The sequence below is a fragment of the Rahnella inusitata genome, from assembly GCF_018288855.1.
Lineage (GTDB): Bacteria > Pseudomonadota > Gammaproteobacteria > Enterobacterales > Enterobacteriaceae > Rahnella > Rahnella inusitata.
Window position 1 is genome coordinate 2447825 of the sequence record NZ_CP065024.1, and the last position, 26284, is coordinate 2474108.

Genomic DNA, 26284 nt, shown 5'->3' on the forward strand with positions numbered 1-26284 from the left:
GCAAAGTTTCATTTGCCGGACCCTGTGGCAGGGGCGCGCCATCAATCACAACGATGCCTGCGGGCATGAACGGAGAACAAGATGAAAAACTGGAAAACAAGCGCGGAACAAATTCTGACCTCAGGGCCGGTTGTTCCTGTGATTGTGATCAATAAGCTGGAACACGCGGTTCCGCTGGCGAAGGCACTGGTTGCCGGCGGCGTGCGTGTACTGGAAGTCACCTTGCGTACTGCGTGTGCGATGGACGCTATCCGTGCCATTGCGAAAGAAGTGCCTGAAGCGATCATTGGTGCCGGTACCGTACTGAATCCACAGCAACTGGCCGACGTCACTGAAGCCGGTGCGCAGTTTGCCATCAGCCCGGGCCTGACCGACGCGCTGCTAAAAGCGGCCAATGCCGGTTCCATCCCGCTTATTCCGGGGATCTGCACCGTGTCTGAACTGATGATGGGTCTGGATGCCGGCCTGCGCGAGTTCAAATTCTTCCCGGCGGAAGCCAACGGCGGCGTGAAAGCGTTGCAGGCGATCGCAGGGCCGTTCCCGCAAGTGCGTTTCTGCCCGACCGGCGGGATCACACCGAAGAACTACCGTGACTATCTGGCGCTGAAAAGCGTGTTGTGTATCGGCGGTTCATGGCTGGTGCCTGCGGACGCGCTGGAAAGCGGCGATTACGCACGGATTACTGAGCTGGCCAAAGAAGCCGTATCAGGTGCAGCGAACTGATTTGCAACCGTCAAATAAAAAACCTCCCGCGGGAGGTTTTTTTATGTCTGATGTCAGCCCTTAACGTGCGGCGATGATTTTGATTTCAATCTTATATTTCGGGTTCATCAGATTGGCCTGCACTGTGCAGCGCACCGGTGCATTGCCTGGAGAAACCCACGCGTCCCACGCTTCATTCATGGCCGGAAAATCTTCTTTGTGTACCAGAAACAGCGTGGCATCGAGGATTTTGCTTTTATCTGAACCGGCTTCGGTCAGTACCGCATCGATGATCGCCAGCGTTTCCGCTGTCTGATCTTTCGCATTCGCATCCAGGTTTTCCGGTACGGCGGTGTAATAAATCGTGTCGTTGTGGATGACCACATCGGACATGCGTGGCTCAGGTCGGATCCTTTCGATAGTCATAATTTGTGTGCTCCGGTTAGTCACTTTTTATTGATGGTTGTAAGGGTATCACAAAGGCTGAATGCGTTGGATTGGCAGATGGCGGTGGTAGTGAAGGCAAGGGATTGGCATAATCACTGCTGATCCGTACAGGTAGAGAGACAGCGTGACAGACGATTTTGCAACAGACGGCGCCTTAGCGCAGAAAATTGAAGGTTTTAAACCCCGTGAACCTCAGCGTCTGATGGCGCAGGCCGTCAGCAAAGCCATCAGCGAAAAGCAGGGGCTGGTGGTGGAAGCCGGTACGGGCACCGGCAAAACCTACGCTTATCTCGCCCCGGCATTGCGCTCGGGCAAAAAAGTCATCATCTCCACCGGCTCTAAAAACTTACAGGATCAGCTCTATTCCCGCGACCTGCCTAAAGTCGCCGCCGCGCTGAAATTCAAAGGGCGTCTGGCGCTGCTGAAAGGGCGCTCAAACTATCTGTGTCTGGAACGTCTTGAACAGCAGTCGCTGTCTGGCGGCGATCTCGCCAGTCAGGCACTGAGCGAGCTGGCGCATCTTCGTCACTGGTCGAGCAACACGGAAGAGGGCGATATCAGCACCTGCAACGTGGTGCCGGAAGACAGCTTTGTCTGGCCGCTGGTCACCAGCACCAACGACAATTGCCTCGGCAGCGACTGCCCGCTGTACAAAGAGTGCTTCGTGGTCAAAGCCCGCCGTAAGGCGATGGATGCTGACGTCGTGGTGGTCAACCATCATCTGTTTATGGCCGATATGGTGGTCAAAGAGAGCGGCTTTGGTGAACTGATCCCGCAGGCCGACGTGATGATTTTCGATGAAGCTCATCAGATCCCCGATATCGCCAGCCAGTATTTTGGCCAGCAGCTCACCAGCCGCCAGCTGCTGGACATGGCGAAAGATATCAACATCGCTTACCGCACCGAAGTGCGTGACTCCGTGCAGTTGCAGAAAAGTGCCGACCGCCTGAGCCAGAGCACGATGGATTTCCGTCTGGCGCTCGGCGAGCCCGGTTTTCGTGGCAATCTGCGTGACGTGCTCAGCCAGACAGCGATCCAGCGCGCGCTGTTACTGCTCGATGATGCACTGGAGCTTTGCTACGACGTGGTCAAACTGTCGCTTGGCCGTTCAGCTTTGCTGGATGCCGCCTTCGAGCGCGCCACGCTGTACCGCAACCGTCTTAAGCGCCTGAAAGACGTCTCGATTCCCGGCTACAGCTACTGGTATGAATGCAACTCGCGTAACTTCGTGCTGGCTCTGACGCCGCTGTCAGTCACCGATAAATTCAGTGACATGATGAAAGAAAAACCGGGCGCATGGATTTTTACCTCCGCGACGCTTTCGGTGAACGATCAGCTGCATCATTTTACCGACCGTCTGGGACTGGATGACGCCGAAACCCTGCTGCTCCCCAGCCCGTTTGATTACGCCACGCAGGCCATGTTGTGCGTGCCGCGCTTTCTGCCTGAGACCAATGTTCGCGGTATTTCGAAACAGCTGGCCCGGATGTTGCGTCCGCTGATCGAAGCCAATAAAGGCCGCTGTTTCTTCCTGTGTACGTCGAACCAGATGATGCGTGAGCTGGCTGAAGAGTTCCGCGCGACGCTGACCTTGCCGGTGCTGTTGCAGGGCGAAACCAGTAAAGGCCAGCTGCTGGCGCAGTTTGTTGAAGCCGGCAATGCGTTGCTGGTTGCCACCAGCAGCTTCTGGGAAGGTGTCGATGTACGCGGTGATGCGCTGTCGTGTGTCATCATTGATAAATTGCCGTTCACCTCGCCGGACGACCCGTTGTTGAAAGCGCGTATTGAGGATTGTCGCCTGCGCGGCGGCGATCCGTTCAATGAAGTACAATTACCCGATGCGGTGATCACGCTCAAGCAGGGCGTCGGCCGGTTGATCCGTGATACCGACGATCGCGGCGTGATGGTGATTTGCGACAACCGGCTGGTGATGCGTCCGTATGGCGAAGTTTTCCTCAACAGCCTGCCACCCGCACCGCGCACACGTGATTTGGCGCAAGCGATCCGTTTTTTACAAAACGTTGAAGAGCAGAAATAGCCCGTTGTTTATGCTAGGATCCGCCGCGCAAAAAAGGGTTTAACTCATTCAATCCCCCGCCTGAGGTTTGGCATGTCCACACGAATTTTAGCAATTGATACGGCGACAGAAGCCTGTTCGGTTGCGATTTACAATCAGGGCGAAACGCTCGCTCATTTTGAACTTTGCGCCCGCGAGCATACGCAGCGTATTTTGCCGCTGGTGCAGCAGATCCTCGCCGAAGCCGGGCTGACGCTCAGTCAGCTGGACGCACTGGCTTTTGGCCGTGGGCCGGGCAGCTTTACCGGCGTGCGTATCGGCATTGGCGTGGCTCAGGGGCTGGCGTTTGGAGCAGAATTGCCGTTGCTCCCCGTCTCGACCTTGCAAACCATGGCGCAGGGCGCGTATCGCCAGACTGGCGCAGAACACGTGCTGGCCGCCATTGATGCCCGTATGGGTGAAGTGTACTGGGGCGAATTCAGCCGCGATACGCAGGGAGTCTGGCACGGCGAAGGCACGGAAAAAGTGATCAAGCCGGAACAGCTTCTGGTGCATGCAGCAGAGTTGTCGGGGCGGTTTGCCACCGTTGGTACCGGCTGGGAAACCTATCCACATTTGTTGGGTGAATCTTCTGTTGCAGAATTATTTGATGGCAAAATGTTACTGCCGCAGGCGGAAGACATGCTGCCGCTGGCGCTCCAGCTCTGGGAAAACGGCGTTCGCGTGGATCCGCAAGACGCTGAACCCACCTATCTGCGTAATGAAGTGACGTGGAAAAAGCTGCCCGGCCGGGAATGACGGCAACTTGTCCCTAAAACAGCGGTCAGAGTTGAGAGTATGCACAGGAGTCATTGCAATGCGTAAGTGGTCCACAGTTCAGCAGTTCTCAGCTATACAAGGTAAAAAACTGGCGTTGAGTGCAGTCGCACTGAGCGTGCTGATTGTATCCGGGTGTGTCACCGTTCCCGATGAAATTCGTGGCACGACGGCCACGCCGCAGATGAATTTACAAGCGGTGCAGGGCGCGCCGAATCTGTACGTCGGGCAGGAGTCGCGTTTTGGCGGCAAAGTAGTTTCCATCACTAATTTGCAAAACAAAACCCGCCTCGAAATTGCCACCGTTCTTCTTGATGACAGTGCGCGACCGATTTTAGGCGCAGCATCACGCGGGCGCATTCTGGCCTACATCAACGGGTTTGTGGATCCGGTCGATTACCGCAACCAGTTGGTCACCGTGGTCGGGCCGATTACCGGCGTTGAGAAAGGTAAGATTGGCGAGACGTCGTATGATTTCGTGACGGTGAACGTCAACAGCTATAAACGCTGGCGGATCCAGCAGCAGGTCGTCATGCCGCCGCAGCCGATGGGGCCGTGGGGCTGGGGCTATGGAGGCCCTTATGATTCCTGGGGGCGAGGATTTGGGCCGGGGTTCGGGCCCGGCTGGTATGACATGGGGCCCGCACGGGTGGAGAGCGTCGTCACCGAATAGACCGCCTCACGGTGGGAAACCCCAGCGTGGCGGATCTCCGCCGCATGGGACGCCACCTCCTGCCCACGGTGCGCAACCTGTTGTGCCGCCACCGAAGAAATAACAGACGGATGAGATCGTTGTTAAGGCGGCTTAATTGCCGCCTTTTTCTTTTTTTGCCACGGATGGCAGGTAAATAGTGACCCGCCTCTCAACCTCGACATTGTTTAAAACGCAACTGGTAAGCTGAGTTAAAATATTGTTAAAGACGTGATAAAACTCGTCGCATATCGAATTGAGACGGTAACAAATTCAGGAGTGATACCTTGGAAAAGGTTTGGCTAAAACGTTATCCGGCAGATGTTCCTGAGAACATCGACCCCGACCGCTACAGCTCGCTGGTCGAAATGTTTGAGAACGCCACGTTGCGTTATGCCGACAGCCCGGCTTTCATCAACATGGGCGAGGTGATGACTTTTCGGAAACTCGAAGAGCGCAGCCGTGCCTTTGCCGCCTATCTGCAAAACGAACTGGGTTTGCAGAAAGGTGATCGTGTAGCACTGATGATGCCTAACTTGCTGCAATACCCAATTGCGCTGTTTGGTGTTCTGCGCGCCGGTATGGTAGTGGTTAACGTCAATCCGTTGTATACGCCGCGGGAGCTTGAACATCAGCTTAATGACAGCGGCGCAAGCGCCATTGTGATTGTCTCCAACTTTGCCCATACGCTGGAAAAAGTGGTGTACAAAACGCAGATAAAGCACGTGATCCTGACCCGCATGGGCGATCAGCTCTCGGCGGCCAAAGGCACGCTGGTGAATTTTGTCGTCAAATATGTCAAACGGCTGGTGCCAAAATACCATCTGCCCAACGCAATTTCTTTTCGCACGGCCCTGCAGCGTGGACGTCGCCTGCAATACATCAAACCTGATGTTATTAATGACGATCTGGCGTTCTTGCAATACACCGGCGGCACGACCGGCGTGGCGAAAGGCGCGATGCTGACTCATCGCAATATGCAGGCGAATCTGGAGCAGGCGAAAGCCGCCTACGCGCCGCTGCTGCGACCGGGGCATGAACTGGTGGTGACGGCGCTCCCGCTGTATCACATCTTCGCGCTGACCGTGAACTGTCTGCTGTTCCTCGAGATGGGGGGGCGCAGTTTGCTTATCACTAATCCGCGCGATGTGCCGGGCATGGTGAAAGAGCTGTCGAAGTATCCATTTACCGCTATCAGTGGCGTGAATACATTGTTCAATGCGCTGCTCAATAACGAAGATTTCCGCGAGCTGGATTTCTCAACGTTGCGTCTCTCGGTGGGCGGTGGGATGTCGGTGCAGAAATCGGTGGCGGATAAATGGGAAAAACTCACCGGTAAACATTTGCTGGAAGGTTACGGTCTGACCGAGTGTTCACCGCTGGTGGCCGGCAATCCGTACGATCTGAAGCATTACAGCGGTAGCATTGGATTACCGGTGCCGTCGACGGAAATACGGCTGGTGGATGATAACGGTCAGGATGTCGCCACAGGCGAGCCGGGCGAGCTGCTGGTACGTGGCCCGCAGGTGATGCTGGGCTACTGGCAACGGCCATCGGCCACCGATGAGGTGCTAAAAGATGGCTGGTTATCGACGGGCGATATCGTTACAGTGGACGAGCAGGGTTTCATACGGATTGTTGACCGTAAAAAAGACATGATTCTGGTTTCCGGTTTCAACGTCTACCCTAACGAAATTGAAGAGGTGGTTTCACAACATGACAAGGTTCTTGAGGTCGCTGCTATTGGCGTACCGAATGACGCGTCGGGTGAAATCGTCAAAATTTGCGTGGTGAAGAAAGACCCGTCACTGACCAGCGAAGAACTCCTGGCACATTGCCGCCGGTTATTAACCGGCTACAAAGTCCCGAAGATAGTCGAGTTCCGCGACGAGTTACCGAAGTCTAACGTTGGAAAAATCCTCCGGCGCGAACTTCGCGATGAACAGGCAAAACCGAAAGCCGATCCCAAACAGGACGCTGCATAACGGTTAGCGCGCTGTTCAGTCGTGGTCAGACTCCCAACGCCGGCATTGTCCGGCGTTGTCACGTTATAACGCAGTTATGATTAAGAGAATTAAGATTTGAATTATCAGTTGATTACTACCAATGACGCACTGGAGCAGGTTTGCCTTCAGGCCAAAGCGCACAGTAAAATTGCGCTGGATACCGAGTTTGTCCGCACTCGCACCTATTACCCGCAACTGGGCCTGATCCAGTTATTTGACGGCGAAAAGCTGACGCTGATTGACCCTTTGCCGATCACCGCCTGGCAACCCTTTATCGATCTGCTGACCAATCCTGATGTGGTGAAATTCCTGCATGCGGGCAGCGAAGATCTGGAAGTTTTCCTCAACGCGTTTGGCGTGATGCCCACGCCGCTGATTGATACGCAGATTCTGGCCGCGTTCAGCGGTCGTCCGCTGTCTTGTGGTTTTGCGCGTCTGGTGGCGGAAACGACCGGCGTGGAGCTGGATAAAAGTGAATCGCGTACCGACTGGATTGCCCGTCCCCTGAGCGAAAAGCAGTGCGTGTACGCTGCCGCAGACGTCTGGTACTTGTTGCCGCTTGCCGATCAGCTGATGAAAGAAACCGAAGAAGCAGGGTGGATGGACGCCGCGCTGGATGAGTGTCTGGCTCTGTGCCGCCGCCGCAAAGAAGTGCTGCAACCGGAAATGGCTTATCTCGAAATCACCAATGCTTTCCAGCTGCGTCCGCGTCAGCTGGGCTGCCTGAAGCTGCTGGCCGCGTGGCGCCTTAATCAGGCGCGTCAGCGTGACCTGGCAGTGAATTTTGTTGTGCGTGAAGAAAACCTTTGGCAGGTCGCGCGTTATCAGCCTGGTTCGCTGGGTGAGCTCGAATCCCTTGGCCTGAGCGGCCCGGAGATTCGTTATCATGGCCGCACGCTGCTGGCGTTAGTAGAAGAATCCAATGCGCTCGATGAGTCTGAACTTCCTGCACCTATCCTCAATCTGATCGACCAGGCGGGCTATCGCAAAGTCTTCAAAGACATTAAAGCGCTGATTCAGACGGTGAGCGAAGAGAGCGGACTGAGCGTCGAATTGCTGGCTTCACGCCGCCAGATTAACCAATTGCTCAGTAGCCACTGGAAGTTAAAGAACAAGGAATCTCAGCCAGAATTAATCAGTGGCTGGCGCGGTAAACTGTTAGCGGAAAGGCTGGCAGAAATACTGAAAGATTACTGATTCGACGTCCCTTAAGGGATATTAAATTCAGTGAAGAGATATTAAGAGCGGAATTATTTCCGCTCTTTTTTTATGTCTAGATTTTATTCCAGCCGTCGTTTTAATAATCCGTAATGACATGACGAGTAAAAGGCATGAGGCCACACTAAAGCGAATGAAGACAAGGCTAAATGGGAGGAGTCTTAATCAGAATTTTGCAGGAAAAAAGAAAAGAGAGAGATAAAAATTAAAAACTGGCTATTTAAACAGTGGGCTTTTATACAGTGTAAAAATTAAACGAGTTACTTTTAAGTAGCCCCCCTGAAAAACAAGGGGGCACTATTTTGGCAGAAAAACCATCAAAACAGGCAATTCAACTGCTGTCATTTAGGCGTTTCTTCCGATTCCGGCAGGGTGACGTTCAGCTCCAGTACGGAGATATCGTCACCTTTTTGCTCGAATTGAACCTGCAACATTTCAGGGTCAATCTTAATATACTTACAGATCACCGCTAAAATGTCGCGCTTCAGGTCTGGCAAGTAGGAGGGCTCGCTGTCCCCCCGGCGTCGCTCTGCTACGATGATCTGTAGCCGTTCCTTGGCTATATTGGCTGTCGGCTTTTTACGGGACAGAAAGAAATCTAACAAGGCCATGGTTTATCCCCCAAAAAGGCGTTTCAGGAAACTCTTCTTCTCTTCCTCAATAAAACGGAACGCACGTTCTTCACCAAGCAAACGGCTGACGGTGTCATCGTACGCTTTACCCGCATCGGATTCCTGATCCAGGATCACCGGCTCGCCCTGGTTGGACGCACGCAGTACTGACTGGTCTTCAGGGATCACGCCCAGCAGTGGAATACGCAGGATTTCCAGCACGTCTTCCATGCTCAGCATATCGCCACGGCTTACACGGCCCGGATTATAGCGAGTGAGAAGCAGATGTTCTTTGATAGGCTCTAAGCCTTTCTCCGCACGACGAGATTTTGAAGACAAAATGCCCAAGATGCGGTCGGAGTCACGAACGGAAGAGACTTCCGGGTTAGTGGTGATGATCGCTTCATCGGCAAAATACAGAGCCATCAGCGCGCCGGTTTCGATACCCGCAGGGGAATCACACACCACGAAGTCGAACTGCATTTCGTTTAAATCATTAAGAATTTTTTCAACGCCTTCGTGGGTCAGCGCGTCTTTGTCACGCGTTTGCGAAGCCGGAAGAATAAACAGGTTATCGGTGCGCTTATCTTTGATAAGAGCCTGATTCAGCGTGGCATCACCCTGGATCACGTTAACGAAATCGTAGACCACACGGCGTTCACAGCCCATGATCAGGTCGAGGTTACGTAAACCAATATCGAAATCGATAACAACAGTTTTCTTGCCTTTTTGAGCTAAACCGGTAGCGATGGCCGCGCTTGAAGTGGTCTTGCCAACGCCCCCTTTACCCGATGTAACAACTATGATGCGTGCCATGAATGGATTCCTTGTCAAAAGGGCTTAGTTTAAAGGTTGTATGGTTAACACGTTATTTATCAGGCTGAGGCGCGCGGCCTGACCGAGATAATCGGCCGGGATTTGGTCACTCAACCAGTATTGCCCTGCGATAGAGACTAACTCTGCGCCGAGGTGTGTGCAAAAAATCTGACAATTTGCATCACCGGCGGCACCGGCCAGCGCTCTTCCTCGCATCATGCCGTAGATGTGGATGTTGCCATCGGCAATCAGTTCCGCACCTGCGCTGACGCTGCTCGTCACAATGAGGTCGCTGTTACGGGCGTAAATTTGTTGTCCGGATCTGACCGGAGTACTGACAATGCGGGTTTTGGCCGGGGCATTGTCGGGCACGACTGGAACAGGCGGCTCTGCGGCGATACGCTGTGCACGGCCTTCACTCAGCAACGGGAGACCGGTGCGGGAAAGTGCGCGTTTTTGCTTTTCGTCTTTGCAACCACTGATGCCAACAACGCGAAAGCCTGCAGAAGCGACAGCCTGTTGAATGTCTTTCCAGTTTGCTTCACCACTCAGTGAGGCAACGTTGATAACAACAGGGGCATTTTTCAAAAAGGCGGGCGCTTGCTCCACTTTTTCCTGTAATGCCTGATAAATAACCTCAGGTTGTGAACTGTGTAAATGAACAACCGATAAGGTAAAACTGCTGCCTTTTAGTTCTATTGGCGATTGTGACATCTATCCTGACTCAGTCTTTGCAACTCTAAATCCCCGGAATACCACTCGGGGGGCGATATTCCGATGTACGTTAAGCATGGTATAGTTACAGTTATATCTAGGCAAGCCACCGTTTCAATTTAATAGAGTTAAAAAAATGTATTGTGCGATCTATCGAAGTACTAAACGTGACCAGACATATCTTTATGTAGAAAAAAAAGACGATTTCGCTCGCGTGCCTGAAGAATTACTCAAAGGTTTTGGCGTGCCACAGTTTTCAATGATGCTAAATCTGGCCACCCGCGAAAAATTAGCCACGGCCGATATTGCCAAAGTACGACAGGCACTCGAAGATCAGGGTTATTATCTGCAAGTTCCACCGCCGGTTGAAAGTTTATTGAACACTCACCTGAGTGACAGCAATAAATAACGCGTTCCTGACATTTGTTTCGCCAATTCCCGAACTTTCAGACGTCTTAACTTGCATTCATCGTTGTAGTATCTAAGGTTACAGCGATGAATCATTTTTTGAATGTCAAAAGGAAGAGTTTGATGAAATTGTCGGCACTGGCAGTCTTAACGCCCCTGATTATCCTCAGCGGTTGCGCAGCACAGAAAGCAACCTCCGGGCAACCCGCAACACCGCCAGCCGCTGCTGCCCAGGCACCTGCTACAGCACCTACTGCTGCGCCCGCGAAAACCTCTCTGGCCGAACAGGGCAGGGATCCGGCAGAGTTTCCGGCATACGTAGAACAGCTTAAGGCTCAGGCGCGTGCGCAGGGCATCAGCCAGCAGACCATTGACAGCACCTTCGCTAATATCCATTTCGTCGATCGCGTCATCAGTTCCGACCGCAATCAGCTCGAAAAGAAAATCACCCTTGACGATTATCTGACCCGCGTTCTGCCTGAGTGGAAAATAAAAGCCGGCCAGGAACAGTACCGCAACAACCTGCCTGCCCTGCAAAAGGCGAGCGATCGTTATGGTGTGCAGCCGCAGTACATCGTCGCCCTGTGGGGTATGGAAAGCAGCTTCGGTAAAATTCAGGGGAAAGAGGATGTGTTCTCGGCGCTGGCGACGCTGGCCTTCGAAGGCCGCCGCGAAGCTTTCTTCACCAAAGAGTTTATGTCCGCGCTTAAAATCGTCGATTCCGGCCATGCTTCCAGCGATATGATGAAAGGCTCGTGGGCGGGCGCGATGGGACAATCGCAGTTCATGCCGAGTTCCTATCTTAACTACGGCGCTGATGGCAACGGCGACGGCAAAATCGATATCTGGAAAAACACCGACGACGTGTTTGCCTCAACGGCAAATTACTTATCTAAAGAAGGCTGGAAAGGCAATCAGGGCTGGGGTCAGGAAGTTAAACTTCCGGCTAACTTTGATGCCGCTCAGGCAGGCCTGAAAAATAACCAGATGCACCCCGCCAGCTACTGGCAGCAACAGGGGGTGACTCAGGCAGATGGCAGCCCGCTGGCCTCGACGGCGACCCGTGCGTGGATTATCACGCCAGATGACGTGCAGGGGCGAGCGTTCCTGGTTTACGACAATTTCCGCACAATCATGCACTGGAATCGCTCAACCTATTTCGCACTGAGCATCGGTATGATGGCTGACGGCATTATGGCCGCACAGGGACAGGCTCCGGCAATGTCTGGCGAATTAACGCCAGCAGCACCAGCACCTGCAACGCCGTCCGCACCGCTGGCACCTGCGCCGCATAATCCGTTCAGCGGTTAAGGACTTTCTACTAAGGAGTCGCGTTATGTACCAACACAGAGACTGGCAGGGCGCTTTACTGGATTTTCCGGTAAACAAGGTGGTGTGCGTCGGCAATAACTACGCCGATCACATTAAAGAGATGGGGAGTCAGGTTTCTGCCGAGCCGGTTATTTTTATCAAACCGGAAACGGCGCTGTGCGATATCCGTCAGCCCATCGCATTGCCCACGGGTCTCGGTTCGGTACATCACGAAGTGGAACTGGCGGTGCTTATCGGCACGCCATTGAAACATGCGACAGAAGACCGCGTCGCCAATGCGATTGCCGGATACGGACTGGCGCTGGATCTGACGCTGCGCGATTTACAGACGCAGTTCAAAGCTGCCGGTCAGCCGTGGGAAAAGGCCAAAGGTTTCGATGGGTCCTGTCCGGTCAGTGGTTTTATTCCCGTGAGTGAATTTGGTGATGCGCAGCAGACCGGGCTGCGCTTACTGATCAATGGCGAAATCCGCCAGGAAGGTAATACCCGCGACATGCTGACGCCAATTGTGCCGCTGATTGCTTACATGAGCCGCTTTTTCACCCTGCGCGCCGGCGACATCATTCTTACTGGCACACCGCACGGCGTTGGCCCGTTAAACGCGGGAGATGAAATCTTAGCTACACTTAATGATAAGCAAGTCACTACGCGGGTGATCTGAGCCGCGTCTGTGAGTGATTTAAAACAAAGTCCCTCTTCGCCGGAACTGCTTTCCGGCGGCTTTGCTTGCATCTGACGGCCAAAGCGTCTATATAAGCACCCTCATTTTACTTCTACCGGATGCACACTATGACTGAACCCGCTTTTTGGCAGGAAAAGACGCTGCCTGAAATGACCAACGAAGAATGGGAAGCATTGTGCGACGGTTGCGGACAATGTTGCCTGCACAAGCTGATTGATGAAGATACCGAAGAAATCTATTTCACCAACGTTGCCTGCAACCAGCTGAATATCAAATCCTGTCAGTGCCGCAACTACGAGCGTCGTTTTACGCTCGAAGAAGACTGCATCAAACTGACCCGCGAAAACCTGACCACTTTCGACTGGCTGCCACCGACCTGTGCCTATCGTCTGATTGGCGAAGGCAAACCGCTGTTCCCGTGGCATCCGCTGCTGAACAAAGCCTCTAAATCTGCGATGCACACTGCGCAGATTTCCGTGCGTTACATCGCCGTTCGTGAAGATGACGTGGAAGACTGGCAGGATCACATTTTAAATAAACCAAGCTGGGCGAAGTAATTCCCTCTGCGTCAGTCAAAAAATTCCAAAAAAAATCCGGAACCATGAGTTCCGGATTTTTGTTTCTAAGGACCGGTCACCCGATCCTTAAAAGATTTGTTACTTACGGCCAAGCAACAAGCCCAGCACAACACCAATGGCACCTGCGGCGATAAGGCCAGACAGTGGGTTTTCTTTTACCTTGTCAGCCACGCCCGAGAGGGCTTCGCTTGCCTGTCCGGAGAACTTACGGGCAGCGCCTTCAATCTGATGCTTAGGTGAGTCAACAAAGCTGCCAAACTGTTTCTGCGCTTCACCGGCAAATTCATTGGCTTTGTTTTCAACTTTATCGGCCAGACGGTTTGCGTCTTTGTTCAGGTCTTTATCATAATCTTGTGATGACATCGTATTCTCCTTTGTTTGCAGACTTAAAGCGTAGTCGGGAATTTCCGTCATTGCACTTTTCAGACAGCATTACAGGACTTTTCCGAAGGCAGGGCCCAAACTCGTCCGGCGTTTGTTAACTTGTTGTTATGATTCTGCCACAGCGTCCGGGCCTTTGCCGTTTATTGCGTTCAGGGTATCGGCATTCAGTTCCGGATCAGCCTGATCGATTAACCGTGTGGTCGAAATAATCGACTGAAATTGCTCGAATAAAAGTGTCGCATCCGATTTCATGGAATCATCGTCTGAATCGAGCACTGAGTTAATGGCTTTATTCACGCTCTCGATAATTTCCTGCGGACCGCCGTTTTTACCCACGGTTAAAAACAGTGCACTAAGAAGAAGGGACTGGGCCTCCACCTGCGCGGTGAGTTGCTTGGCGTCTGCTTCCATCCGGGAGATCTTCGCGATCATGCTTAAAATAATGTTTTTCATTTGTGTAGCTCCTACAGATAGAGAAGTGTTACCCGCTCGTTAATTCTTCGCCCGGTTCAACGACTGTCTGTGATGTTCAGATAATCTGATAGTTAATCAATTGGTTAAATAAAATCTGGAAGAGTCTGCGTGCCAGCCTGCGGAATGTATTCGCCCGTCACGGCAGATTTCTCCCAGCAGGCTAGCACAGACTAAAACAGATAATCCATGAGATGCATGAGGACAACGCCTCGCAACGCGCGAAATGTGAGTTTTTTAGCATTTTCTTTGTTATTTTATCGTTATTGGTTAACCTTGCCAGACGCCTGTTTCAGGCGCAGAGTTTTACCTTTCTTAACAGTTTCCCCGCTGAATTAAATAAAATTAAGGGCTTTTATACCTGTAATAGCGCTTCGATACTGAACGGGTCGAATACGATGTAAAAAAGGTATAAGAATATTATTAGAAAATTTTCTGATTTTAAGAGTGTAACCATGCTGACCAATCTAAGTAACAATGAAGCAAAAAGGCATGCGGCGATCGATGCTCTTAAAGCAGATGACAGAGGCCGTGACGATACGCTGCGAAAGTACACCTTTCTCGCCTGTCGCTTACTCAACGTGCCGATGTGTTTTGTCTCCGTCCTTGATGACGAAAAACAGTTTGTTAAATCCGCCCAAAACGTGCCGTTTACCGAAACCAGCCTGACCGATGCCTTTTGTGCGCATACCGTGCGCAGCGAACAAACCCTGATCTGCAACGATACCTTGCAGGATGATATGTTCAGGCACTACCGGCTGGTGCATGAAGCGCCGTTTATCCGTTTCTACGGCGGTTGCCCGCTCAGAACCCGTGAAGGGGTGATCGTCGGAACGCTGTGTCTTCTGGACAATCAGGCGCGCGAATTCTCAGCGGAAGATATCGAAACCTTCGAGAAAATCGCCGATCTGGTTTCGGTGTTTTTGGAAACCTGGCACGCCGTCGGGTATGTCGATATTGTGACGCTGTTGCCCAACCGTCAGCGACTGCTGCGCGATATGTCCTACCTGAGCGGTCCGGACAACACGCTGGTGATTATCGACTGCATCGATATCGCTTTTGCCTATGAGGTTGCGCGGTCTCTGGGGATGGGCGCGGTGGAAAGCCTGTTGCAGGATATGGCGCTCAAGCTGAAAGCCAAACTTAATCTGGATGGATTGTTATACGCGGTGGCGGTCGGACGCTTCGCCTTCCTGCTCAAAGACAGCGAGTCCACCACACTTGAGGCTATCGCCGACACCCTGAAAGGCACGCAGGCCAGCCTCAACAGCCAGATCCCGCTTAATCTGGATATTCACATTGGCGATTCTGGTGCGTATTCCCACGAACTGACCCCTGCCGAAATTCTGCGCCGCGCGGTGAGTGCCTTGCATGAGGCGATCAGTCAGAAAAAGCGCTTTATGACGTACGATGCCGAGATCGACAACAAAAAGAGAAATGATTTTCAGCTGCTGTCCGAACTGCGCAAGGCGCTTCACGAGGGCAGCGGCCTGTATCTGGTCTATCAGCCGAAAATCTCCCTGACCACCGGCAGCGTGACCGGTGCAGAGGCGCTGATCCGCTGGAAGCATCCGTTGCTGGGCGAAATCATGCCCGGCCAGTTTATTCCGCTGGTGCAAAGAACCAGCCTGATGAGCGAACTGACCGACTGGGTTATCGAACATGCCATCAGGCAGATAAGCCTGTGGTGCGATAAAAACTTTCAGGTTCCGGTCTCAATAAATCTGGCGGCCAGTGATTTTTCCCGCCCCGGTTTTGCCGACGCGCTGGAAGAGAAAATGCTCAGCCATACGCTGTCGCCTTCTTTACTCAGCGTGGAGTGTCTGGAAACCGAGAAAATGCTCGAAAGCCCCGATGCGCTGGAAGGGCTTGAAATGCTCAAGCTGCGCGGATTCCGTATTTCTCTGGATGATTTCGGCTCGGGTTACAGCAACATTAACGTCCTGCGTAAAATCCCGATGGATACCATTAAACTCGACCGTTCGATTGTCGGCACCATTTCTACCGATCACGGCAGTCTGGTGATCGTCAGAAACGTCATCCGTTTACTCAAACAGCTGGATTATGAAGTGCTGGCGGAAGGGGTCGAAAACGAAGAAACGGTGGATATTTTGCGCGGGCTGGGATGCGATGAAGTGCAGGGGTATTTCTACTCCCGACCGCTGAACCCGGAACTCTTCGAACAGTGGTGTGAGGAGCGTGCGGCAGTGTAGGCTGGCCACAGGCAAAAAAAATGAGCGGGGATTAAGCCGCTCATTATGAAATCACCACCGGGCGCTATCAGGCGCCCGGATGATTTTTCCCTTCTTCGATAAAGTCTTCGTCAATCTCATCAATATTATCGCGGTGATCGCGCCCGGACAGAATATTCCAGCAGGCGATAAACAGCGCCGCAATCAGAGGACCGATGACAAATCCGTTAATGCCGTAGACTTCCATCCCACCAAGCGTACTGATAAGAATCAGATAATCCGGCATTTTGGTATCTTTGCCGACCAGCAGCGGACGCAGAATATTATCCACCAGGCCGATAATCACCACGAAGAACACCACGATGAAAACGCCTTTCCACAACATGCCGGAGGCAAAGAAATAAATCGCCGCTGGCACCCAGATAATGGCTGAGCCCACTGCCGGGATGATCGACAGAAACGCCATCAGCGCGCCCCAAAGTAAGCTTCCTTCGAGACCGGCGATGTAAAACGCAATACCGCCGAGCGCACCCTGAACGATCGCTACTACCACCGTGCCTTTGACCGTCGCACGCGCCACGGCAGCAAACTTCATAAACAGGTGATGCTTCACGTAGCTCGACAGTGGCAGCGCGGCCAGAATCAGGTTCACCAGATATGCGCCGTCTTTGATAAGGAAGAACAAAATGTACAGCATGATGACGAAACCCAGAGCAAACCCGAAGGTGCTCTTACCGATCACGAACACGCTGCCCGCCAGATACTGGCTACCCTGAAGTGCCACGTCTGACAGTTTCTTCTGGATTTCAGTGGTGCTGTCCAGATCATGGTCGGAAAGGAAGTGACGCGCCCAGCGCGGAAGATGATGAATCACATCCGCCAGAATCATCGGCAGCTGCGTTTCATTCCCCTGCAACTTGGTGTAGACCGCGTTGAACTCAATCGCCAGCGAGGAAACAATGATCGCCAGTGGCGTGAAGACGATCAGACAGATGATCAGCACCGTCAGCAACGAGACCAGACCGTTACGATCGCCAACATACTGTTTCAGCCGGTTTTTCATTGGATTGAAAATCACGGCCAGAATAATCGCCCACAAAACGGATGAATAGTAAGGTTGCAAAACATCAAAAAAAGCCAACGTTACGATCAGTAAAATCGTAAGAAAAAACCCCTTGGAAAGACCTTTAACCACCATATTAATTCCTTTGAATGTACCTGTTGCTCACGAAGCATAGAGTGCATCTTCGTTTTTGCAAAAATTACTTCCTGCCTGACCGTATTCTTGCGCCTCACCGCTGGTCACGGGCATGAGAAACGCCCGCCAAAATGCTATTCTCCCTGCCAGCACCTTTTCCACTAAGAGAACCTGATGGGCCTGAAAGCATTCGATTCCCTGCAAAAGGGTGACTGGGTAAACCTGCTGATCGCCATTCCCACCGGGATTGTCGCCGCACTGGTGACGATCGCCTTTCGCGGTGCGATTTCCGGTATCAACGGCCTGATGTTCGCCGATGGCAGCGATATCACCAAAGCCTTTAATGAATATCCGAGACTGGTCTGGCCGCTCATCACCACGGCGGGCGGCATTATTGCCGGTTTCATTTTGCTGTGGGCGCTGCGGCATGAAGAAAAGCACGGCAAAATGCCCGATTATCTTGATGTGATCGACCAGCGGCTGCCGGGGATTCCGGTGGTCAGCACGGTGCTGCGCGGTCTGTCGTCGCTCGCCAGCATCGCCAGCGGCGGGTCGATCGGGCGTGAAGGCGCGATGGTGCAGCTGTCGGCGCTAAGCGGCAGCCTGCTCGGGCGCTTTTCGCGTTTTAAAGGCGTCCATCAGTCCGATATTATCGCGATGGCCGCGGCGGGCGGGCTGGCAGCGGTGTATCACGCGCCGTTTGCCGGTGCGCTGTTTGTGGCAGAAATCGCCTTTGGCGTGACCGCTGTCCAGCGATTGATACCGTTATTTATTTCGGCATCCGTTGCCGTGCTTACCGTTCGCTCGCTGACCGGCTATGCGCCGTTGTATCTCTATTCTTCGGCAACCTTTAGTCCGTCATTTGGCGCGATCATCACCGTACTGATCATCGGCGCAGCGACCGGGATCCTCGGGCCGCTGTTTATCTCCTCGATCGATAAAGTCCGTCAGTGGATGAAACCCATCTCGCATCCGGCGCTGCGGCTAGGTCTGGGCGGGCTGGGGGTCGGGCTGGTGGCGATGATTTCGCCGCTGGTGCTGGGTAACGGTTTTGAAGTCATCGATCTGATTTTAAATAACGGAGATTTGCAGACGTCGCTGCTGGTCTTGCTGATTTTAAAAATTGTCGCCACGGCGATAACGATAGGCTCCGGCGCCGTTGGCGGGCTGTTTACGCCGTCGCTGCTGATTGGCGCAGCGGGCGGGGCGCTGGTGTGTACCTGCCTGCAATGGCTGGGGTTCGATCCCGGACCGGTCGGGTTGTACGCAGCCATCGGCATGAGCGCACTGCTCGCGGCGACCAGCCACGCACCGCTGATGTCGATCATGATGGCGTTCGAAATGACGCTCAACAGCTCTCTGCTGTTCCCGCTGATGCTGGCAACCGCGATTTCTTACGTCGTTGCTTCGCGCCTGAAAGAGGGCGGCACTTACCCGGTGCTGACGCGCCACAACGCCCGCTTCCTAGCGAAGAATGAATTCGAATACAGCACCGTTGCTTCGCTGGTGACCCCTTGCTCGAAAATGTACGTCGACGCCTCATTATCTGAAGTGGTCAGCGAAGGGCTGAAGCAGCGCACGCGCTACGTCTATGTGGTGGACCGGGAAGAGCGGTTCCTCGGCGTGGTACCGACCAACGTGCTGGCGAGCGGTATTATCGACGGCAGCCTGAAATCTGATGATCCGATTGATGCGTTTATCGAACAGGAGTTCACCACGCTGTTCCAGCAGGCCAGCTACGAGCAGGCGTGGGCAATGTTCAGCAACTCGCCGCTGGAACGTTTGCCGGTGCTGGAAAACGCACAATCCCGGCGTCTGCTGGGTGTTATCACCAAAGCCGCATTGCTCAGTAAAGCCAAAGACTTCATTTGATTACCCATAATGCCTGCCGGTTTCTGTGACGCAGACCGGCTGGCGTTTGTAATACCCCTCATTTTCCACCCTTTGCCTCTCCGGCGATAAAAATCCCAGATACAGATATTTTCATAAAATAAATCAGCGGGTTACGTGTGTTTTTTCAAATACCTCTTTGGGGGTAATCACCGTTATGTGAATTTTTATACGACGGCGCTCACTTGATCGCAATCAAAGGGGCTCATCACGCGCGTGAATACCCTGAGGCCAACGTGAGCAATGTAATTGAATTCCCCGCCATTCACATAACGACAAAGCGCCACAGGCCTTTGCACAGGAGATTCCCGGATGAGCAAGTTTCTTGACCGGTTTCGCTATTTCAAACAGCTAGCTGAACCCTTCGCTGATGGCCACGGCCAGACGCTGAATACCAACCGTGACTGGGAAGACGGCTACCGTAGCCGCTGGCAGCACGATAAAGTGGTCCGTTCCACGCACGGTGTGAACTGCACCGGTTCATGCAGCTGGAAGATTTACGTCAAAAACGGTCTGGTCACCTGGGAAACCCAGCAGACTGACTACCCGCGCACCCGTCCGGATCTGCCAAACCATGAGCCACGCGGCTGCCCGCGCGGTGCCAGCTACTCCTGGTATCTCTACAGCGCCAACCGTCTGAAATATCCGCTGATGCGCAAAAAGCTCATCCAGCTGTGGCGCGAAGCCAAACTGACCTACAGTGATCCGGTGGATGCCTGGGGTTCAATCGTCAGCCAGCCTGAAAAAGCCAAAGAATATAAAGCCGCTCGCGGACGCGGCGGTTTCGTGCGTTCCAGCTGGCAGGAAGTGAATGAACTGATCGCGGCATCTAACGTGTATACCGCTAAAACCTTCGGCCCGGACCGTATTATCGGCTTCTCGCCAATCCCGGCGATGTCGATGGTGTCTTATGCATCCGGCGCGCGCTATCTGTCGCTTATCGGCGGCGTATGTCTGAGCTTCTACGACTGGTATTGCGATTTGCCACCGGCCTCTCCGCAAACCTGGGGCGAGCAGACGGACGTGCCTGAATCCGCTGACTGGTACAATTCTTCTTATATTATCGCCTGGGGTTCCAACGTTCCGCAGACCCGTACGCCAGACGCCCACTTCTTCACTGAAGTCCGTTACAAAGGCACCAAAACGGTAGCGATCACCCCCGATTACGCAGAAATCGCCAAGATTTGCGATCAGTGGCTGGCACCGAAACAGGGCACCGACAGCGCGCTGGCGCTGGCCATGGGTCATGTGATCCTTAAAAATTTCCATATCGACAATCCAAGCCAGTACTTCACTGACTACGTGCGCCGCTACACCGACATGCCGATGCTGGTCATGCTCGAACCGCGCGAAGATGGCTCCTTCGCCGCAGGCCGCATGCTGCGCGCATCCGATCTGGTGGATAACCTCGGTCAGGAAAATAATCCGCAGTGGAAAACCATCGCCTTTGATGAAAATACCGGTGAACTGGTGTCGCCGCTGGGCTCGATCGGTTACCGCTGGGGTGAGAAAGGTCAGTGGAATCTCGAATCCCGCGAGGGTAAAGAACACAAAGAGGTCAGCCTGCAGCTGAGCCTGCTGGGTAACCATGATGATGTCGTGAACGTCGGTTATCCGTACTTTGGCGGCGCGGTCAGTGAGCATTTCAACAGCGTAGCGCTGGAAGAAATTCTGATGCACAAACTGCCGGTGAAACGCCTGCAGCTGGCCGACGGCAGCACCGGTCTGGTGGCGAGCGTCTATGATCTGACGCTGGCGAACTACGGGATTGAACGTGGTCTGAACGATGAAAACTGCGCGCAAGGCTTTGACGAAATCAAAGCCTATACGCCAGCCTGGGCCGAAAAAATCACCGGCGTATCACAGCAAAACATCGAGCGCATTGCTCACGAATTTGCCGATAACGCTAACAAAACTCACGGTCGTTCAATGATCATCGTGGGTGCCGGGATGAACCACTGGTATCACCTCGACATGAACTACCGTGGCCTTATCAACATGCTGGTCTTCTGCGGCTGCGTCGGTCAGAGCGGCGGCGGCTGGGCCCACTACGTCGGTCAGGAAAAACTGCGTCCGCAAACCGGCTGGCAACCTCTGGCCTTCGGTCTCGACTGGCAGCGTCCGCCGCGTCAGATGAACAGCACCTCGTTCTTCTACAACCACTCCAGCCAGTGGCGTTACGAAACCGTTGCGCCGCAGGAACTGCTGTCGCCGTTAGCGGATAAATCCAAATTTACCGGCAGTATGATCGATTACAACGTCCGCGCCGAGCGCATGGGCTGGCTGCCGTCTGCGCCACAGCTAAACGTCAACCCGCTGCATATCGCAGAGCAGGCGAAAGCCGCCGGGCAGTCTCCGGCTGATTTCACCGTCGCGGCACTGAAAGACGGCAGCGTGCGTTTCGCCGCCGAGCAACCGGACAATCCGCAGAATTTCCCGCGCAACCTGTTCGTATGGCGTTCTAACCTGCTGGGCTCGTCCGGTAAAGGCCACGAGTACATGCTCAAATATCTGCTGGGTACCGAACACGGTATTCAGGGAGAAGATTTAGGCGTGCAGGGCGGCGTGATGCCGGAGGAAGTCGAATGGCAGGCGCAGGGCGGCGAAGGCAAACTGGATCTGGTGGTAACGCTTGATTTCCGTATGTCCAGCACCTGTCTGTATTCCGACATCGTTCTGCCGACCGCAACCTGGTATGAAAAAGACGACATGAATACGTCGGATATGCATCCGTTTATTCATCCGCTTTCCGCCGCCGTTGATCCGGCGTGGGATTCCAAAAGCGACTGGGAAATCTACAAAGGCATCGCCAAAGAGTTCTCCCGCGTCTGCGTCGGCCATCTCGGCGTGGAAACTGACCTCGTCACGCTGCCAATCCAGCACGATTCCGCCGCAGAACTGGCGCAGCCGTTCGGTGTGGAAGACTGGAAAAAAGGCGAGTGTGACCTGATTCCGGGCCGCACTGCTCCGCATCTGATGGTTGTCGAGCGTGATTATCCGAACACCTATGAGCGCTTCACTTCCGTAGGACCGTTGCTCGAAAAACTGGGTAATGGCGGTAAAGGGATCAACTGGAACACCGACAGCGAAGTCGATCTGCTTAAAAAGCTGAACTACACCAAGCTGGACGGCGCGGCCATCGGGCGTCCTTGCATTGAAACGGCGATTGACGCTGCCGAAGTCATTCTGACGCTGGCACCGGAAACCAACGGTCAGGTGGCCGTCAAAGCCTGGGCGGCGCTGAGCGCCAACACGGGCCGCGACCACACGCATCTGGCACTGAATAAAGAAGACGAGAAAATTCGCTTCCGCGATATTCAGGCTCAGCCGCGCAAAATCATCTCCAGCCCGACATGGTCAGGTCTGGAAGATGAGCACGTGTCCTACAACGCCTGTTACACCAACGTTCATGAGCTGATCCCGTGGCGCACACTGTCTGGCCGTCAGCAGCTGTATCAGGATCATGCGTGGATGCGTGCCTTCGGTGAAAGCCTGCTGGTTTACCGTCCGCCAATCGACACCCGTGCCGCGCAACCGCTGCTAAACGCCAAACCAAACGGTAACCCGGAGATGGCGCTGAACTTCCTGACGCCGCACCAGAAATGGGGCATTCACTCCACTTACAGCGACAATCTGCTGATGCTGACCTTAGGTCGCGGCGGTCCGATTGTCTGGCTGAGTGAAGACGATGCGACAAAACTGGGCATCGAAGACAACGACTGGATCGAAGCCTTCAACGCCAACGGTTCGCTGAGTGCCCGTGCGGTCGTCAGCCAGCGCGTACCGGCGGGGATGACCATGATGTACCACGCGCAGGAACGCATTGTGAACATTCCGGGTTCTGAAATCACCCAACAGCGCGGTGGGATCCACAACTCCGTCACCCGCGTATGCCCGAAACCGACCCATATGATCGGCGGCTACGCGCAGCTGTCTTACGGCTTCAACTACTACGGCACCGTCGGCTCAAACCGCGACGAGTTCGTGATTGTGCGCAAAATGAACCGCATCGACTGGTTAGATGATGAAGGCAACGACTTCGTGCAGGCCGCAGTCCTCCCTAAAAAAGCACAGGAGAAAGCCAAATGAAAATTCGCTCACAAGTCGGCATGGTGCTGAATCTCGACAAATGCATTGGCTGCCACACCTGTTCAGTGACCTGTAAAAACGTCTGGACCAGCCGCGAAGGGATGGAGTACGCGTGGTTCAACAACGTCGAAACAAAACCGGGTCTGGGTTATCCGCACGACTGGGAAAATCAGGAAAAATGGAAAGGCGGCTGGATCCGTAAAATCAACGGCAAGTTGCAGCCGCGTATGGGTAACAAAGCTAATCTGCTGCACAAAATCTTCGCCAACCCGCATATGCCGGAAATCGATGATTACTACGAGCCGTTTGATTTTGACTATCAGCATCTGCATACCGCCAAAGACGGTAAACATCAGCCTGTCGCACGTCCGCGCTCGTTGCTGACCGGCAAACGCATGAAGAAAATTGTCGGCGGTCCGAACTGGGAAGACGATCTGGGTACTGAGTTTAGTAAGCGCTCTGCCGATCAGAACTTCGCCAACATGCAAAAAGAGATGTACGGCGAGTTCGAAAACACCTTTATGGCGTACCTGCCGCGTTTGTGTGAACACTGCCTGAATCCGGCATGCGTGGCGACCTGTCCGAGCGGCGCTATCTACAAACGCGGCGAAGACGGCATCGTGCTGATCGATCAGGATAAATGCCGCGGATGGCGCATGTGCCTGACCGGTTGTCCGTACAAAAAAATCTACTTCAACTGGAAGAGCGGCAAATCAGAAAAATGTATTTTCTGCTATCCGCGCATCGAAGCTGGCCAGCCAACGGTCTGTTCCGAAACCTGCGTCGGTCGCATTCGCTACCTCGGCGTGGTGCTGTATGACGCCGACCGTATCGCCGAAGCAGCTTCTGTCGAAAACGACAAAGATCTGTATGAAAGCCAGATGAGTATCTTCCTTGATCCGAACGATCCGGACGTAATCGCACAGGCCGAAATTGACGGCATTCCGCTGTCAGTGATGGACGCTGCCCGTCAGTCGCCGGTCTATAAAATGGCGATCGAATGGAAACTGGCGCTGCCGCTGCACCCGGAATACCGCACGCTGCCGATGGTCTGGTACGTACCGCCGCTGTCTCCGATTCAGTCTGCCGCCGACGCAGGCGCATTGCCGCACAGCGGCGTGCTGCCGGACGTCGAAAGCCTGCGTATTCCGGTGGAATACCTGGCGAACCTGCTGACCGCAGGCGACACCGCACCGGTGCTGCGCGCGCTGAAACGTATGCTGGCCATGCGTCATTTCAAACGTGCCGAAACGGTGGATGGCGTGCTGGATACCAGCGCGCTCGAGCAGGTCGGCTTATCTCAGGCACAGGCGCAGGAAATGTATCGTTATCTGGCGATTGCTAACTACGAAGACCGTTTCGTGGTGCCTTCCAGCCACCGTGAACAGGCACGCGAAGCCTTCCCGGAAGCCAAAGGCTGTGGTTTCAGCTTCGGCGACGGTTGCCATGGCAGCGACACTAAATTCAACCTGTTTAACAGCAAGCGCATTGATGCCATCGACATCGGCGCGAAAACCGAAAGGAAAAGCTAATGAACAGCTTACGACTCATCGGATTACTGCTGGATTACCCGTCTGAAGACCTTTGGGAACATCAGATCGAGTTGCTCGAAGCGGTGACCGAATCTTCGGAACTGAATGCCGCACAGCGCCTGAGTCTGGCGCTTTACATCACGACTTTCTGCCAGAAAGATTTGCTGGATGCCCAGTCGGCGTACACCGCGATGTTCGATCGCGGCCGCGCCACCTCGCTTCTGCTGTTCGAACATGTTCACGGCGAATCCCGCGACCGCGGGCAGGCTATGGTGGATTTGATGGAGCAGTACCGTGAAGCCGGTCTGGAAATCGACAGCCGCGAGCTGCCGGATTACCTGCCGCTTTATCTGGAGTATCTGACCACCCGTGACGAACAGCTGGCGCGCGACGGCCTGCGCGATATTGCGCCGATCCTTGCGTTGCTCAGCGCCCGTTTACAGGAACGCGACAGCCATTACGCCGAACTGTTTGATTTGCTGCTGGCGCTGTCTGGAAGTGACATTGTCACTGAGTCAGTGCGTGAAGGCATCAAACAGGAAGCGCGCGATGACACTCCCGCCGCGCTGGATGCGGTGTGGGAAGAGGAGCAAATCAAGTTCCTCGGCGAACAAAGTTGTGCGAGTGGTGAAGAAGCTGCGCGCCAGAAACACTTCGCCGGTGAGGTTGCGCCACAGTATCTGAACCTTGACGACACACCTGCGGGGGAACCACGCAAATGACTGACTTCCTCAACAACTTTTTCTTCAACATTTATCCGTACCTGTGTGGCACGGTCTTTCTGGTCGGCAGCTGGTTGCGATATGACTACGGCCAGTACAGCTGGCGCGCCGGTTCCAGCCAGATTCTGGAGAAAAAGATCCTGCGCATCGCATCACCGCTGTTCCACGTCGGTATTCTCGGCATTATTGCTGGTCACGCCTTCGGGATGCTGACCCCGCACTGGATGTACGAATCCTTCCTGCCGGTACCGGTGAAACAGCAAATGGCAATGTGGGCGGGCGGCGCTTGCGGTGTGATGACGCTGATTGGTGGCGCAATGCTGCTGTGGCGTCGTCTGAGCAACGAACGTGTGCGTTCCACCTCAAGCTTCGGTGACATTATGATTATCGCGCTGCTGGTCATCCAGTGTGCGCTGGGGCTCGGCACCATTCCGTTCTCCGCGCAGCACATGGACGGCAGCGAAATGATGAAACTGGTTGGCTGGGCGCAGTCCGTTGTTACCTTCCACGGCGGTGCAGCCGAACATCTGGACGGTGTGGCGTTTATTTTCCGCGTCCATCTGGTGCTCGGCATGACATTATTCCTGCTGTTCCCGTTCTGCCGCTTAGTGCATATCTGGAGCGCACCGGTGGAATATCTCACCCGCCGCTATCAGCTGGTGCGTAATCGTCGCTGATTGACATCGCGGATTGTGATCTGTCTGTTTTGACATAAAAAAGAAGGGCGCTATGATGCGCCCTTATCTTTATTTTATTGCTCAAGGACGC

At 53.9% G+C, this 26284-nt stretch carries 23 protein-coding genes; 16 read left to right on the forward strand and 7 right to left on the reverse strand.

Annotated features, from left to right (window positions below):
* Window positions 1–81 precede the first annotated feature (81 nt).
* Window positions 82–723 (forward strand): bifunctional 4-hydroxy-2-oxoglutarate aldolase/2-dehydro-3-deoxy-phosphogluconate aldolase, encoded by a 642-nt coding sequence (locus tag I2123_RS11545; protein WP_213050473.1) that lies wholly within the window; start codon window positions 82–84, stop codon window positions 721–723.
* A 60-nt stretch (window positions 724–783) separates the two neighbouring features.
* Here I2123_RS11545 and I2123_RS11550 read toward each other — a convergent pair whose 3' ends face one another.
* A complete protein-coding gene (locus tag I2123_RS11550; RefSeq protein WP_101080008.1) occupies window positions 784–1128 on the reverse strand; it encodes a RidA family protein in 345 nt (114 codons plus the stop codon).
* Between the two features lie 145 nt (window positions 1129–1273).
* Here I2123_RS11550 and I2123_RS11555 point away from each other — a divergent pair, with 145 nt between their 5' ends.
* The 5 genes from I2123_RS11555 to rnd all read left to right on the forward strand — a co-directional run bounded on the left by I2123_RS11555 (window position 1274) and on the right by rnd (window position 7876).
* Window positions 1274–3187: a DNA repair helicase YoaA gene (locus I2123_RS11555; RefSeq protein ID WP_112168966.1), complete on the forward strand. Its 1914-nt coding sequence runs from the start codon at window positions 1274–1276 to the stop codon at window positions 3185–3187.
* Window positions 3188–3259: 72 nt separating this feature from the next.
* Complete coding sequence (gene tsaB / locus I2123_RS11560) at window positions 3260–3964, forward strand: tRNA (adenosine(37)-N6)-threonylcarbamoyltransferase complex dimerization subunit type 1 TsaB (RefSeq protein ID WP_213050474.1); 705 nt, start codon at window positions 3260–3262, stop codon at window positions 3962–3964.
* A gap of 58 nt (window positions 3965–4022) precedes the next feature.
* Window positions 4023–4655: a Slp family lipoprotein gene (locus tag I2123_RS11565; protein WP_213050475.1), complete on the forward strand. Its 633-nt coding sequence runs from the start codon at window positions 4023–4025 to the stop codon at window positions 4653–4655.
* A gap of 305 nt (window positions 4656–4960) precedes the next feature.
* The gene (fadD, locus tag I2123_RS11570; RefSeq protein ID WP_112168963.1) at window positions 4961–6658 is read left to right on the forward strand and encodes a long-chain-fatty-acid--CoA ligase FadD; all 1698 of its coding nucleotides are present in this window, start codon (window positions 4961–4963) and stop codon (window positions 6656–6658) included.
* Between the two features lie 96 nt (window positions 6659–6754).
* Entirely contained in the window at window positions 6755–7876 is a 1122-nt protein-coding gene (gene rnd, locus I2123_RS11575) for a ribonuclease D (RefSeq protein ID WP_213050476.1), read from the forward strand.
* A gap of 362 nt (window positions 7877–8238) precedes the next feature.
* Here rnd and minE read toward each other — a convergent pair whose 3' ends face one another.
* The 3 genes from minE to minC are packed head-to-tail and all read right to left on the reverse strand — an operon-like array spanning window position 8239 to window position 10038.
* Window positions 8239–8508, reverse strand: a complete 270-nt coding sequence (gene minE / locus I2123_RS11580) for a cell division topological specificity factor MinE (RefSeq protein ID WP_056770062.1) — start codon at window positions 8506–8508, stop codon at window positions 8239–8241.
* 3 nt (window positions 8509–8511) lie between these two features.
* Window positions 8512–9324: a septum site-determining protein MinD gene (gene minD / locus I2123_RS11585; RefSeq protein WP_056770068.1), complete on the reverse strand. Its 813-nt coding sequence runs from the start codon at window positions 9322–9324 to the stop codon at window positions 8512–8514.
* A gap of 24 nt (window positions 9325–9348) precedes the next feature.
* Complete coding sequence (minC, locus tag I2123_RS11590) at window positions 9349–10038, reverse strand: septum site-determining protein MinC (RefSeq protein WP_112168961.1); 690 nt, start codon at window positions 10036–10038, stop codon at window positions 9349–9351.
* Window positions 10039–10174: 136 nt separating this feature from the next.
* On the opposite strand from minC, the gene I2123_RS11595 reads away from it, so the two are divergent.
* The 4 genes from I2123_RS11595 (at window position 10175) to I2123_RS11610 (ending at window position 13017) form a co-directional block, all read left to right on the forward strand.
* On the forward strand, window positions 10175–10447 hold the full coding sequence (locus tag I2123_RS11595; protein WP_213050477.1) for a YcgL domain-containing protein: 273 nt from the start codon (window positions 10175–10177) through the stop codon (window positions 10445–10447).
* Between the two features lie 122 nt (window positions 10448–10569).
* Window positions 10570–11757 carry a lytic murein transglycosylase gene (locus tag I2123_RS11600; RefSeq protein WP_112168959.1) on the forward strand — a complete coding sequence of 396 codons (1188 nt, stop codon included), beginning with the start codon at window positions 10570–10572 and terminating at the stop codon, window positions 11755–11757.
* Window positions 11758–11782: 25 nt separating this feature from the next.
* Window positions 11783–12439 (forward strand): fumarylacetoacetate hydrolase family protein, encoded by a 657-nt coding sequence (locus tag I2123_RS11605; protein ID WP_213050478.1) that lies wholly within the window; start codon window positions 11783–11785, stop codon window positions 12437–12439.
* Between the two features lie 128 nt (window positions 12440–12567).
* On the forward strand, window positions 12568–13017 hold the full coding sequence (locus I2123_RS11610) for a YcgN family cysteine cluster protein (RefSeq protein WP_112168957.1): 450 nt from the start codon (window positions 12568–12570) through the stop codon (window positions 13015–13017).
* Between the two features lie 99 nt (window positions 13018–13116).
* On the opposite strand, the gene I2123_RS11615 is transcribed toward I2123_RS11610, so the two are convergent.
* Both I2123_RS11615 and iraP read right to left on the reverse strand, forming a co-directional pair.
* Entirely contained in the window at window positions 13117–13401 is a 285-nt protein-coding gene (locus I2123_RS11615; RefSeq protein ID WP_213050479.1) for an ElaB/YgaM/YqjD family protein, read from the reverse strand.
* A 126-nt stretch (window positions 13402–13527) separates the two neighbouring features.
* The gene (iraP, locus tag I2123_RS11620) at window positions 13528–13875 is read right to left on the reverse strand and encodes an anti-adapter protein IraP (protein WP_112168955.1); all 348 of its coding nucleotides are present in this window, start codon (window positions 13873–13875) and stop codon (window positions 13528–13530) included.
* 473 nt (window positions 13876–14348) lie between these two features.
* Here iraP and I2123_RS11625 point away from each other — a divergent pair, with 473 nt between their 5' ends.
* The gene (locus I2123_RS11625) at window positions 14349–16106 is read left to right on the forward strand and encodes a sensor domain-containing phosphodiesterase (protein WP_112168954.1); all 1758 of its coding nucleotides are present in this window, start codon (window positions 14349–14351) and stop codon (window positions 16104–16106) included.
* A gap of 67 nt (window positions 16107–16173) precedes the next feature.
* Here I2123_RS11625 and I2123_RS11630 read toward each other — a convergent pair whose 3' ends face one another.
* Window positions 16174–17283 carry an AI-2E family transporter gene (locus tag I2123_RS11630; RefSeq protein WP_112168953.1) on the reverse strand — a complete coding sequence of 370 codons (1110 nt, stop codon included), beginning with the start codon at window positions 17281–17283 and terminating at the stop codon, window positions 16174–16176.
* A 174-nt stretch (window positions 17284–17457) separates the two neighbouring features.
* Between I2123_RS11630 and I2123_RS11635 the strand changes: the two genes are divergently transcribed.
* The 5 genes from I2123_RS11635 to narI all read left to right on the forward strand — a co-directional run bounded on the left by I2123_RS11635 (window position 17458) and on the right by narI (window position 26193).
* Complete coding sequence (locus tag I2123_RS11635; protein WP_213050480.1) at window positions 17458–19155, forward strand: chloride channel protein; 1698 nt, start codon at window positions 17458–17460, stop codon at window positions 19153–19155.
* Between the two features lie 330 nt (window positions 19156–19485).
* Window positions 19486–23262 carry a nitrate reductase subunit alpha gene (locus I2123_RS11640; protein WP_112168952.1) on the forward strand — a complete coding sequence of 1259 codons (3777 nt, stop codon included), beginning with the start codon at window positions 19486–19488 and terminating at the stop codon, window positions 23260–23262.
* Entirely contained in the window at window positions 23259–24794 is a 1536-nt protein-coding gene (gene narH / locus I2123_RS11645) for a nitrate reductase subunit beta (protein ID WP_112168951.1), read from the forward strand. The genes I2123_RS11640 and narH overlap by 4 nt, the downstream gene beginning before the upstream one ends.
* Window positions 24794–25516 (forward strand): nitrate reductase molybdenum cofactor assembly chaperone, encoded by a 723-nt coding sequence (gene narJ, locus I2123_RS11650; protein WP_213050481.1) that lies wholly within the window; start codon window positions 24794–24796, stop codon window positions 25514–25516. The genes narH and narJ overlap by 1 nt, the downstream gene beginning before the upstream one ends.
* Window positions 25513–26193: a respiratory nitrate reductase subunit gamma gene (gene narI, locus I2123_RS11655; RefSeq protein ID WP_112168949.1), complete on the forward strand. Its 681-nt coding sequence runs from the start codon at window positions 25513–25515 to the stop codon at window positions 26191–26193. The genes narJ and narI overlap by 4 nt, the downstream gene beginning before the upstream one ends.
* Window positions 26194–26284: the final 91 nt, after the last annotated feature.

Excerpts from the sequence above, each read along its gene's own strand:
- minD (WP_056770068.1), bottom strand. The coding sequence starts at position 9,324 with ATGGCACGCATCATAGTTGTTACATCGGGTAAAGGGGGCGTTGGCAAG.
- I2123_RS11565 (WP_213050475.1), top strand. The coding sequence starts at position 4,023 with ATGCGTAAGTGGTCCACAGTTCAGCAGTTCTCAGCTATACAAGGTAAA.
- tsaB (WP_213050474.1), top strand. The coding sequence starts at position 3,260 with ATGTCCACACGAATTTTAGCAATTGATACGGCGACAGAAGCCTGTTCG.
- I2123_RS11635 (WP_213050480.1), top strand. The coding sequence starts at position 17,458 with ATGGGCCTGAAAGCATTCGATTCCCTGCAAAAGGGTGACTGGGTAAAC.
- minE (WP_056770062.1), bottom strand. The coding sequence starts at position 8,508 with ATGGCCTTGTTAGATTTCTTTCTGTCCCGTAAAAAGCCGACAGCCAAT.
- I2123_RS11640 (WP_112168952.1), top strand. The coding sequence starts at position 19,486 with ATGAGCAAGTTTCTTGACCGGTTTCGCTATTTCAAACAGCTAGCTGAA.
- iraP (WP_112168955.1), bottom strand. The coding sequence starts at position 13,875 with ATGAAAAACATTATTTTAAGCATGATCGCGAAGATCTCCCGGATGGAA.
- minC (WP_112168961.1), bottom strand. The coding sequence starts at position 10,038 with ATGTCACAATCGCCAATAGAACTAAAAGGCAGCAGTTTTACCTTATCG.
- narI (WP_112168949.1), top strand. The coding sequence starts at position 25,513 with ATGACTGACTTCCTCAACAACTTTTTCTTCAACATTTATCCGTACCTG.
- I2123_RS11605 (WP_213050478.1), top strand. The coding sequence starts at position 11,783 with ATGTACCAACACAGAGACTGGCAGGGCGCTTTACTGGATTTTCCGGTA.
- I2123_RS11545 (WP_213050473.1), top strand. The coding sequence starts at position 82 with ATGAAAAACTGGAAAACAAGCGCGGAACAAATTCTGACCTCAGGGCCG.
- narJ (WP_213050481.1), top strand. The coding sequence starts at position 24,794 with ATGAACAGCTTACGACTCATCGGATTACTGCTGGATTACCCGTCTGAA.
- I2123_RS11630 (WP_112168953.1), bottom strand. The coding sequence starts at position 17,283 with ATGGTGGTTAAAGGTCTTTCCAAGGGGTTTTTTCTTACGATTTTACTG.
- I2123_RS11625 (WP_112168954.1), top strand. The coding sequence starts at position 14,349 with ATGCTGACCAATCTAAGTAACAATGAAGCAAAAAGGCATGCGGCGATC.
- I2123_RS11600 (WP_112168959.1), top strand. The coding sequence starts at position 10,570 with ATGAAATTGTCGGCACTGGCAGTCTTAACGCCCCTGATTATCCTCAGC.
- I2123_RS11610 (WP_112168957.1), top strand. The coding sequence starts at position 12,568 with ATGACTGAACCCGCTTTTTGGCAGGAAAAGACGCTGCCTGAAATGACC.
- I2123_RS11550 (WP_101080008.1), bottom strand. The coding sequence starts at position 1,128 with ATGACTATCGAAAGGATCCGACCTGAGCCACGCATGTCCGATGTGGTC.
- I2123_RS11595 (WP_213050477.1), top strand. The coding sequence starts at position 10,175 with ATGTATTGTGCGATCTATCGAAGTACTAAACGTGACCAGACATATCTT.
- narH (WP_112168951.1), top strand. The coding sequence starts at position 23,259 with ATGAAAATTCGCTCACAAGTCGGCATGGTGCTGAATCTCGACAAATGC.
- I2123_RS11615 (WP_213050479.1), bottom strand. The coding sequence starts at position 13,401 with ATGTCATCACAAGATTATGATAAAGACCTGAACAAAGACGCAAACCGT.